This window comes from Sphingomonas sp. 66-10 (assembly GCF_001897045.1).
In the GTDB taxonomy this organism is placed as follows: domain Bacteria; phylum Pseudomonadota; class Alphaproteobacteria; order Sphingomonadales; family Sphingomonadaceae; genus Sphingomonas; species Sphingomonas lycopersici.
Genome location: NZ_MKRR01000094.1, coordinates 77,024 through 83,685, shown reverse-complemented (window position 1 = coordinate 83,685; position 6,662 = coordinate 77,024). Strand labels below are relative to the sequence as shown.

Here is a 6,662-nt window from a genome sequence, read left to right as displayed (position 1 = left end):
CCGGCGATCTGGGAATCGCACCTGCCCCCGCCGGCGACCACCGGATTGCCCGCGATCGCGCAATTATAGGTGCCTGCGAAAATCCCCGGGAAGATCGCGATCACGCGATTGGCGATCTGTGACGTATCGGTATTGCTGTAATCGGCGGAGAGCACCGCGCGGAAGCCGCCGCCCGAATATTTGATCTTGCCGCGCAGGTTATAGGTCTTGTCGCCGCCCTCGGTGCCGTAGCCGATATTCTCATAGCCCGACGCGCGGAACGCGGTCACCGGATCCGATGCGTAAGCCGTGGCGCCGGGATAGGGTATGCGGCGCAGATAACCGTTGCGGCTGTTGACCGCGAAGCTCAGCGACGAGGCAAGGCCGGTGGCGATCGGGACATCGACCGTGCCCTTCACGTTGATCAGATTGTAGCTGCCGGTGGTGGCGCTGCCGATGAAGCGGAATTCGTCGCCCGGATCGTGGGTGACGATCGAGATCGCACCGCCGATCGTATTGCGGCCGAACAAGGTGCCCTGCGGCCCCTTGAGCACCTCGACCCGCTCGACGTCGGGCAGATCCTGATTGGCGCCCACCGATCGCGCGAGATACACGCCGTCGAGATAGATGCCGACGCCCGGATCGATGTTGAACGCGAAATCGTTCGCGCCGATGCCGCGGATATAGGCGGCGAGCACCTGGCCCGAACCGGAAAACGGCGTTCCCGCATCGAGCGTGACATTGGGCGCGAGGTTCGACATCGCGGCGACGCTGGTCACGGCGCGCTCCTGCAGCGCGCTGGCGGTGAAGGCGCTGATCGAGATCGGGACGTTCTGTACATTCTCCACGCGCTTCTGCGCGGTGACGACGATGTCCTGAATTCCCTCGCTGGACGCCTTTTGCTCCTGCGCCGTCGCCGGCGCGGCCAGTGCCGCCGCAAGAACGGCGAGTGAAACCGATACGCGCTCGATCATCGCAAACCTCCCCCGAACCATCTGCGCCTGATCCGAAGCCTTCGGGCTTCGCCGCAGATGACCGGGGAACACTGCCGTCGCCGGCGCCGCCGGTGCTTGCACTGCGGCGCAGATCGTCAGGACGGAAACGCAGACGCAGCGGTGGGGATCAGCGCGCGGCGCGCCAGTCGCGCGGGGCGGCGCCGAAATGCCGGCGGAAGCAACGGGTGAAATAGGCGCTGTCGTTGAACCCGAGGTCGAAGGCGATATCGGTGATGCTGGTATCGGGGGCGACGATCAGCCGGTCCGCCGCGCGGCGCAGGCGGCGTTCGAGGATATAGGCGGTCGGGGTCGTGCCCATTGCGGCGAACACGTTCTGGATCGTGCGGATCGAGGTGTTGCATGATGTCGCCAGCATCGCGCTGCCCAAGGCCGGATCGCCCAGGCTCGCCTCGACCAGCGAGACCATGCGTTCGCTCAGCGCGTGATCGCCGGCATGCGCGCCGCGCGGGGCGTGCCGCGCACCGCGCATCGCCAGCGCGAACAGATCGTAGAATACCGTGGTCACGCCGCTTTCCCATTCGGGGTCCAGCTCGCTCTGATCGCCCAATTGCCACAGCGAGAGCAGGAAATCGTGGAATACGCGCCCGCCGGGGGTGCCGCCGGTCATATGCCGGCGCAGCATGTCGTCCAGCTTCGGTATCCGCTCCGCCAGCGGCGCGCGCGGGAATTCGACCACCAGCAATTCATGCTCGCGAAGATCGATCGTATAGGGCTGGTGCGGCGAACTGAGCACGAAATCGCCCGGCTGCAGCACGCATTCGTCGCCGTTCTGGGTGTGGCGGCTGCTGCCGCGGCACTGCAGGTGCAGGATCACGCGCTCCTCGCCCCCGGCGGCGGCGCCGCGCCGCCCGACCGTCGATTGCGTGGAACGCGGGCGGATCATCGCCAGGTCGCCGATGTCCCAGCGCCACATCTCGCCGCGGAATTCCTCGCCCTGCGTGTTGACCCAGGTGCCGGTGTAGATCCGGTCGACCAGATCGTTCCAGTAACGTAGCCGCTGGCGCGGCGCGATCCGGGTCGTTGCGAACTTTTCGATCGTTCCCACACCCGCCTCCCGTCACAGAAAGGGCCGGACGGGATCCCGTCCATCCCATGCCCGTGAGGCGCGCCAGAAGCGCGTGAAATGCTCGTTCATCGCCGGGGTGGCGGGCAGAAGCTCCAGGAAGGCCGGCGCGGCCACGTCGCCGCCTTCCAGATACGCCACGGCACCGCCGGTCGGAACGGCGGCGCGAAAGGCCAGTTGATAGCCGCACGCCTGATACCGGCCCAGATCGGCATCGACATCGGCGCAGGCGATGCCGAAATGGTGAAAGCCATAGCCGCGCCGGTCGATCGTCTCGCGATAGACCGATGGATTGTCGTCGAGCGGCTGGATCAGCTCGATCTGCATATGCCCGGCGAACCCCATCGCGATCGTGACGTCAGCGCGCGACGGCTCCCCGCGATAGCATTGATCGGGCGCGAGAAAGTGTTCGAGCACGAAAAACGGGCCAGCCCGGCAATCGCGCACGAAATGGTCGATCGACGCGCGAAGATCCTCGACGACGAACGCCGTCTGCATGATCCCGCCCAAAGTCTGCCCGAAGCCCAGATCCATGCTGCCGCTCTCTTCTCTCTCCCGCGGCGATCTTCCGGTCGCCTTTCGACATCGGAAGTTCTTATAGGTGAAATTTTCAAAAATGCGAATCCGGGCTTGGAACTTCGATGATCGGGCCGCCGCCGGTCAGCCGGTCCAGCCGAAGCGTTTGTCGAGCTTGGTGAGCTGGCTGGTGAACCCCATGCGCTGCATCTGCGTCATCTTCGCGTCGTGCATCTGGTGCAGCGTGACGATCATCCGCACCTTCCCCTCGGCGGCCGGGATGAAATCCACCTCGATCGTGCTGTCATAGGGCTGTACCCCCGGCAGAAAGTCGATGATCTGCGTCAGGACCAGCCGGTCATAGGGGCGGAATTCCGAGAAGCGGCCCTTGCATTCGGTCGATGTCGGCTGGCCCATCTGCTTCATCGCGGCGACCATGTCGGGCGCGTCGGCCACCATCGCATAGTGCAACGCGCCGTCGGGCTGCGCCTCGATCTCCCGCACGTCCGCCCGGAATCCCTCGGGGCCCCACCAGGATTCGAACCCGTCCTTCGTCGTCCACAGCGCCCACAATGCCTCGCGGTCGGCGGCATAGCTGCGCTCGATCACGATGCTCGACTGGATCTGGTCGGTCATTCTTCTTCACTCCGTGCTTGATCTTGTTGCGCCTGCCGGGCCTCGAGCGCCGCGCCGAAGCGATCGAGCCGCTTCTCCCAGAGCGCGCGATACTGGGCGAGCCATTCGTCGATTTCGCGGAACGGGCCGGGCGCCAGTGAATAGAGCCGCCGCTGCCCGTCTGGCCGCATCGTGACGAAACCCGCCTCGCTGAGGATGCGTAGATGGCGGGACACGCCCGACTGGTGGATGCCCACCGCCGCGACGAGATCGTTCACCTGCCGCTCACCTTGCCGCAACGCCGCAACCACGCGGCGTCGCGTCGGATCGGCCAGGGCGTCGAAAACATCTATATCCATATCCGTGCATATGCATGATTGCACATATTTCGTCAATAGCGGATCACGACGGTCGTGTTGCCGGCCGATGCCGGTGCTGATAAAAGCGCGCCGTCGAAAAAGGGGAGGCCGGTGCGGTTAGCCCGGTCCCCGTGAAAACGGGCCCTGACCTTCGCTGCGGCGTTGAGTCCCAAGACCTTGAACGCTGCCCGCACTGGCGCGGGAGCGAATGGAAGGTTTTGGTTATGCAACAACAGATATCGGTCATCACGCTTGGCGTCGCGAATCTGGCGCGGTCGCGTCGATTCTACGTGGACGGATTCGGCTGGGCGCCGGTGTTCGAGAATCACGAGATCGTCTTCTATCAGATGAACGGATCGGTGCTGGGGACGTTCGACAAGACCGCGCTCGAAAAGGACATGAATCGTTTCGGCTTATCCTCTCCCGGCGCATTCTCGCTCGGGCATAATGTGTCGAGCGAGGCCGAGGTCGAAGAAGTGATGGCCCGCCTGACCGCGGCGGGCGGACGTATCGTCAGGCCCGCCGATGCGCCGCCGCACGGCGGCGTTCGCGGCTATGTCGCCGATCCCGACGATCACGCCTGGGAAATCGCGTGGAACCCGGCGTGGCATATCGACGAGAAGGGATTCGTTACGTTTTCAATCTGATGGCTCTGCCGCTCATGCGGGGCGGGCTGGAATCGACAGCGAACCAGCCCGACTTGCCCTGCACGAGCGCTTCCGCGGCGCGACGACACCTGCTTAGATCGCGTCATGCGTATCCTTCTTTCTCTTGCACTGGTGATTTCCGGTACGGCGGCGGCGCAGACGACCGTCCCCGCGCCGATCGATGCGGTCGATCCGATGATCGGGACGGGCGGGGAGGGGCATACCTTTCCCGGCGCGACCGCGCCGTTCGGGATGGTGCAATTGTCGCCGGACACCGACACGAGTTGCGAGATCCGCGCCTGCTACGGGCATGCCGCGGGCTATCGCTTCGAGGATCCGACGATCCAGGGGTTCAGCCACACGCATTTCTCGGGCGCGGGCCATTCCGATCTCGGCGACGTGCTGGTCATGCCGCAGGCGGGCGAGCAGGTGCGGCTCGATCCGGGCGATCCGCGGCGGCCGGGTTCGGGGTATCGATCGCGCTTCGATCACGCGTCGGAAGTGGCGCGGCCCGGCTATTATGCGGTGACGCTCGCCGATCACGATATTCGCGCCGAACTGACCGCCGGGACGCGGATCGGGGTCCACCGCTACAGCTTCCCCGCCGGCCGCGCGGCGCATCTGCTGATCGACCTGCGCACGTCGCTCTACAATTATCCGGGCAAGATCCTGTGGTCGGGGCTGCATCTCCGCCCGGATGGCACGCTGACCGGATTTCGCGAGACGCGCGGCTGGGCGCCCGGCCGCAAGCTCTATTTCGCGATGCGCTTTTCCGCGCCGCTGACCGGGCATGCGTTCGTCGATCGTGATACCGCGGTAGCGTACAAGGGCTTTCAGGGGCCGGGCCGGGGCAGCGATGCGGTGGCGGAGAAGCTGGGACGGGCGCTGGAGGCGCGGCTCGATTTCGGCCGGCTGACCGCCCCGCTCGAAATGCGGGTGGCGCTGTCCGGCGTCGACGAGGCGGGGGCGGTCGCCAATCTCGATGCCGAGCCCGGCGGTTTCGACGCGATCCGTGGCGCCACCGCACAGGCCTGGGCGAAGGCGCTGGGGGCGATCGAGATCGACGCGCCCGCGCCGATGCGCACCAATGTCTATACCGCGCTCTATCACGCGCTGCTCGCGCCGAGCGTGTGGAGCGATGCCGACGGGCGCTATCGCGGGCCCGACGACCAGGTCCATGTCGCCAAGGGCTTCACCTTCCGCTCGACCTTCTCATTATGGGATACGTTCCGCGCCGAACATCCGCTGCTCACGCTGGTTCAGCCAGCGCAGACCACCGTCGACGTCGTTCGTTCGCTCGTCGAGAGCCGGCGGCACAGCCCCTATGACATCCTGCCGGTGTGGCAGTTCGCGGGGCGCGAGACCTGGACGATGATCGGCTATCACGCCGCGCCGGTGATCGCCGACGCCTATCTGAAGGGCATCCGCGGGTTCGACGCCGATGCGGCGCTCGACGCGATGGTCGCGAGCGCGGATTATGCGCCTTACGGCGGGCTCGGTGATTATATCGCGCGCGGCTATGTCGCGATCGACAAGGAGCCCGAGGCGGCGTCCAAGACGGTCGAATATGCCTATGACGATTGGACGATCGCGCGGATGGCGCGCGCGATGGGGCGGACGCAGATCGCCGACCGTTTCGAGCGTCGCGCGGGCTATTGGCGCAACAGTTTCGATGCCAGCACCGGTTGGGTGCGCGCGCGGCTGTCGTCGGGCGCATTCCGCACGCCGTTCGATCCGACCGCGATCAATTACGGATCCGATTATACCGAGGGTAATGCGTGGCAATATAGCTGGTTCATGCCGCAGGACGAGGCCGGGCTGGTCCGCCTGCTCGGCGGCGACGCGAAGGCGATCGCCAAGCTCGACGCGATGTTCGACTATGACAACTCGAAGCTCGATTACAGCCATGCGGAGGATATCGCCGGGCTGATCGGCCAATATATCCACGGCAACGAGCCCAGCCACCACGTCGCCTATCTCTACAATTTCGCCGGCGCGCCGTGGCGCACGCAGGAGCGGCTCGCGCAGATCGTGGCGTCGCAATATAAACCGGCGCCCGACGGCCTCGCCGGCAACGACGACCTCGGCCAGATGTCCGCCTGGCTGGTGTTCACCGCGCTCGGTTTCTATCCCGTCGCGCCGGGATCGAACGAATATGTCATCGGCCGGCCGTTCGTCGATCGCGCAACGCTCAACCTGCCCGACGGCAAGCGCTTCACCGTCATCGCCGACGGCCTGTCCGCCACCAACCGCTATGTCGCCGGCGCGACGCTGAACGGCGCCGCGCTCGAACGCAGCTACATCCGGGACGAGGAGGTGCGCGCCGGGGGCGAGCTGCGCTTCACGATGAGCGCATCGCCGAACAAGCTTTGGGGCAGCGGGGAGGCGGCGCGGCCATTTTCGATGTCGAAGCGATAGCGGGCAGATCGATCCACAGGTGCACGCTGGCGGACGAGCGCGAATTCAG

At 65.7% G+C, this 6,662-nt stretch carries 7 protein-coding genes; 2 read left to right on the top strand and 5 right to left on the bottom strand.

The window, feature by feature from the left end:
* From BGN95_RS07795 to BGN95_RS07775, 5 genes are all read right to left on the bottom strand, one after another.
* The coding region (locus BGN95_RS07795) for a TonB-dependent receptor plug domain-containing protein (protein WP_286772213.1) at positions 1-953 on the bottom strand (953 nt) is incomplete at its 3' end.
* A 148-nt stretch (positions 954-1,101) separates the two neighbouring features.
* The gene (locus BGN95_RS07790) at positions 1,102-2,040 is read right to left on the bottom strand and encodes a helix-turn-helix domain-containing protein (RefSeq protein ID WP_286772212.1); all 939 of its coding nucleotides are present in this window, start codon (positions 2,038-2,040) and stop codon (positions 1,102-1,104) included.
* Between the two features lie 12 nt (positions 2,041-2,052).
* Complete coding sequence (locus BGN95_RS07785) at positions 2,053-2,592, bottom strand: VOC family protein (RefSeq protein WP_265270308.1); 540 nt, start codon at positions 2,590-2,592, stop codon at positions 2,053-2,055.
* Between the two features lie 126 nt (positions 2,593-2,718).
* Complete coding sequence (locus BGN95_RS07780) at positions 2,719-3,210, bottom strand: SRPBCC family protein (RefSeq protein ID WP_265270310.1); 492 nt, start codon at positions 3,208-3,210, stop codon at positions 2,719-2,721.
* Positions 3,207-3,584, bottom strand: coding sequence for an ArsR/SmtB family transcription factor (locus tag BGN95_RS07775; RefSeq protein WP_286772208.1), 378 nt, complete (start codon positions 3,582-3,584; stop codon positions 3,207-3,209). Before BGN95_RS07775 ends, BGN95_RS07780 begins: the two co-directional genes overlap by 4 nt.
* 188 nt (positions 3,585-3,772) lie before the next feature.
* On the opposite strand from BGN95_RS07775, the gene BGN95_RS07770 reads away from it, so the two are divergent.
* Together BGN95_RS07770 and BGN95_RS07765 are read left to right on the top strand one after the other, a co-directional pair.
* Positions 3,773-4,195, top strand: a complete 423-nt coding sequence (locus BGN95_RS07770) for a VOC family protein (protein WP_179511182.1) — start codon at positions 3,773-3,775, stop codon at positions 4,193-4,195.
* Positions 4,196-4,300: 105 nt separating this feature from the next.
* Positions 4,301-6,613, top strand: a complete 2,313-nt coding sequence (locus BGN95_RS07765; protein ID WP_286772207.1) for a GH92 family glycosyl hydrolase — start codon at positions 4,301-4,303, stop codon at positions 6,611-6,613.
* Positions 6,614-6,662: the final 49 nt, after the last annotated feature.

Excerpts from the sequence above, each read along its gene's own strand:
- BGN95_RS07765 (WP_286772207.1), top strand. The coding sequence starts at position 4,301 with ATGCGTATCCTTCTTTCTCTTGCACTGGTGATTTCCGGTACGGCGGCG.
- BGN95_RS07780 (WP_265270310.1), bottom strand. The coding sequence starts at position 3,210 with ATGACCGACCAGATCCAGTCGAGCATCGTGATCGAGCGCAGCTATGCC.
- BGN95_RS07785 (WP_265270308.1), bottom strand. The coding sequence starts at position 2,592 with ATGGATCTGGGCTTCGGGCAGACTTTGGGCGGGATCATGCAGACGGCG.
- BGN95_RS07770 (WP_179511182.1), top strand. The coding sequence starts at position 3,773 with ATGCAACAACAGATATCGGTCATCACGCTTGGCGTCGCGAATCTGGCG.